This window comes from Pseudomonas sp. RL_105y_Pfl2_101, assembly GCF_963970585.1.
In the GTDB taxonomy this organism is placed as follows: Bacteria; Pseudomonadota; Gammaproteobacteria; order Pseudomonadales; family Pseudomonadaceae; genus Aquipseudomonas.
Genome location: NZ_CAXAPG010000128.1, coordinates 1 through 1064, shown reverse-complemented (window position 1 = coordinate 1064; position 1064 = coordinate 1). Strand labels below are relative to the sequence as shown.

Sequence of the window (1064 nt, the reverse complement as noted above, 5' to 3'; positions counted from 1 at the left end):
CACTGGCACCACCCAGTTCGACGTCAGCCTGTCCCTCAACGACGACGGCGATTGCATCAGCGGCCAGTTCGAATACGCCACCGACCTGTTCGATGAAAGCACCATCGCCCGTTGGGGCCAGCACTTGCTGCACCTGCTCGACGCCATGCTCGACGATGCGACGCAGCCCCTGGCGACTCTGCCGTTGCTGGATGACACGCAGCGTCGGCAACTGCTGGAAACTTTCAACCCGACTAGTGTTGCCTTGGACGAAAGCCCGAGCCGCTTCCCTCACGTCGTGTTCGAGGCCCAGGCGAGCCTCACCCCGGATGCCGTGGCGCTGGTCTGCGCCGGCGAGACCCTGAGCTATGCCGAACTCAACGCCCAGGCCAACCGCGTCGCCCACGGTTTGATCGCGCTGGGTGTGCAGCCCGACGACACCGTCGGCCTGTGCGCACGCCGCAGCCCGCACATGCTGATCGGCCTGCTGGGCATCCTCAAAGCCGGCGCGGCCTATGTGCCGCTCGACCCACAGTACCCGGCGCAACGCCTGGCCCACATGCTGGCCGACAGCAAGCCGCGTGCCCTGGTCCACCCATCCGGCCTGGACGAGCTACCGCTGCCCCAAGGCCTGGCGACGCTGGAACTGGGCTGCGCGGCACTGGCCCAAGCCCCAGCCCACAACCCGCAGGTGAAGGGGCTGAGTTTCAGTCACTTGGCCTACGTGATCTACACCTCCGGCTCCACTGGCTTGCCCAAAGGCGTGATGGTTGAACATCGCGGCTTGCGCAACCTGCTGGACTGGTACCTCGAGGACCTGACCTTCGACGCCGGCGATGCGGTGCTGCTGGCGTCTTCCTACAACTTCGACCTGACCCAGAAGAACATCCTCGCGCCGCTGATGGTCGGGGCCACGCTGCACCTGGCCGCCGAACCGTTCAACCCCGGCGCCATCGTTGCCCAGGTCGCCGAGGCCGGGATCAGCCACCTCAATATGTCCCCCAGCGCCTTCCACGCGCTGGTGGACGCCGACCATCAGCAAGGCCTTGCCTGCCTGAAACGCGTGGTGCTGGGGGGCGAGCCGA

1 protein-coding gene is annotated in these 1064 nt (G+C 66.4%); it reads left to right on the top strand.

Annotated elements, in window-relative coordinates; all coding sequences use genetic code 11:
- Positions 1-1064: AMP-binding protein (locus AACY31_RS28755; RefSeq protein WP_339505659.1), on the top strand; the 1064-nt coding region annotated here is incomplete at both ends.